Below are 603 nucleotides of genomic sequence, written 5' to 3' on the forward strand. Positions count from 1 at the left end.
CCCTTGGCGCTCATGCTGATGATGATGCCGTGGTCCTTAAGCATGCCTCGGTACTCTGCCGAACTGTACTGCGCACCGCGATCGCTGTGGTGCAACAGTCCAGGATCGGGACGGCGCCGGGCTAGGGCCATTTGAAGTGCATGAACCAACAACCTGCGGTCGGCCTTCTCCGCCATGCTCCAGCCGATCACCGACCGAGAGTAGAGATCCAGCAGTACGGCCAGATATAGCCAGCCTGTCCGTGTTGGTACAACCGTTATGTCGCCCACCCAGACTTTATTGGGACATTGCACGGTGAACTGACGTTGCAGGCGGTTCGGGGCTGGCCCCAGCAGCGAATGCTTCTCCAGCCGACGAAACCGCTGCTTGCGCAGCGCCTCGATGCCGGCCTGGCGTCGCAGTCTTGCGACGCGATGCTTGCCGCACGCCACGCCGTTGGCGTTAAGCGCGCGCCAGGTCTTTTCCGCGCCATACACTTGCCGGCAGGTCTGATGGGTCTGCTCGATGGCCGCGAGCAGCTTGACGTCCTCTTGCTGCCTTGCCGAGGGTTCACGACGTTGCCAGTCGTAATATCCGCTGCGGCTGACGTGCAAGGCCCGGCAT

General features: G+C 62.2%; 1 protein-coding gene. It reads right to left on the reverse strand.

Annotated features, from left to right (window positions below):
* The coding region (locus HV793_RS31015; protein WP_175214478.1) for an IS3 family transposase at nt 1-603 on the reverse strand (603 nt) is incomplete at both ends.

The organism is Achromobacter aegrifaciens (genome assembly GCF_902859965.1).
GTDB classification, from domain to species: domain Bacteria; phylum Pseudomonadota; class Gammaproteobacteria; order Burkholderiales; family Burkholderiaceae_B; genus Achromobacter; species Achromobacter aegrifaciens.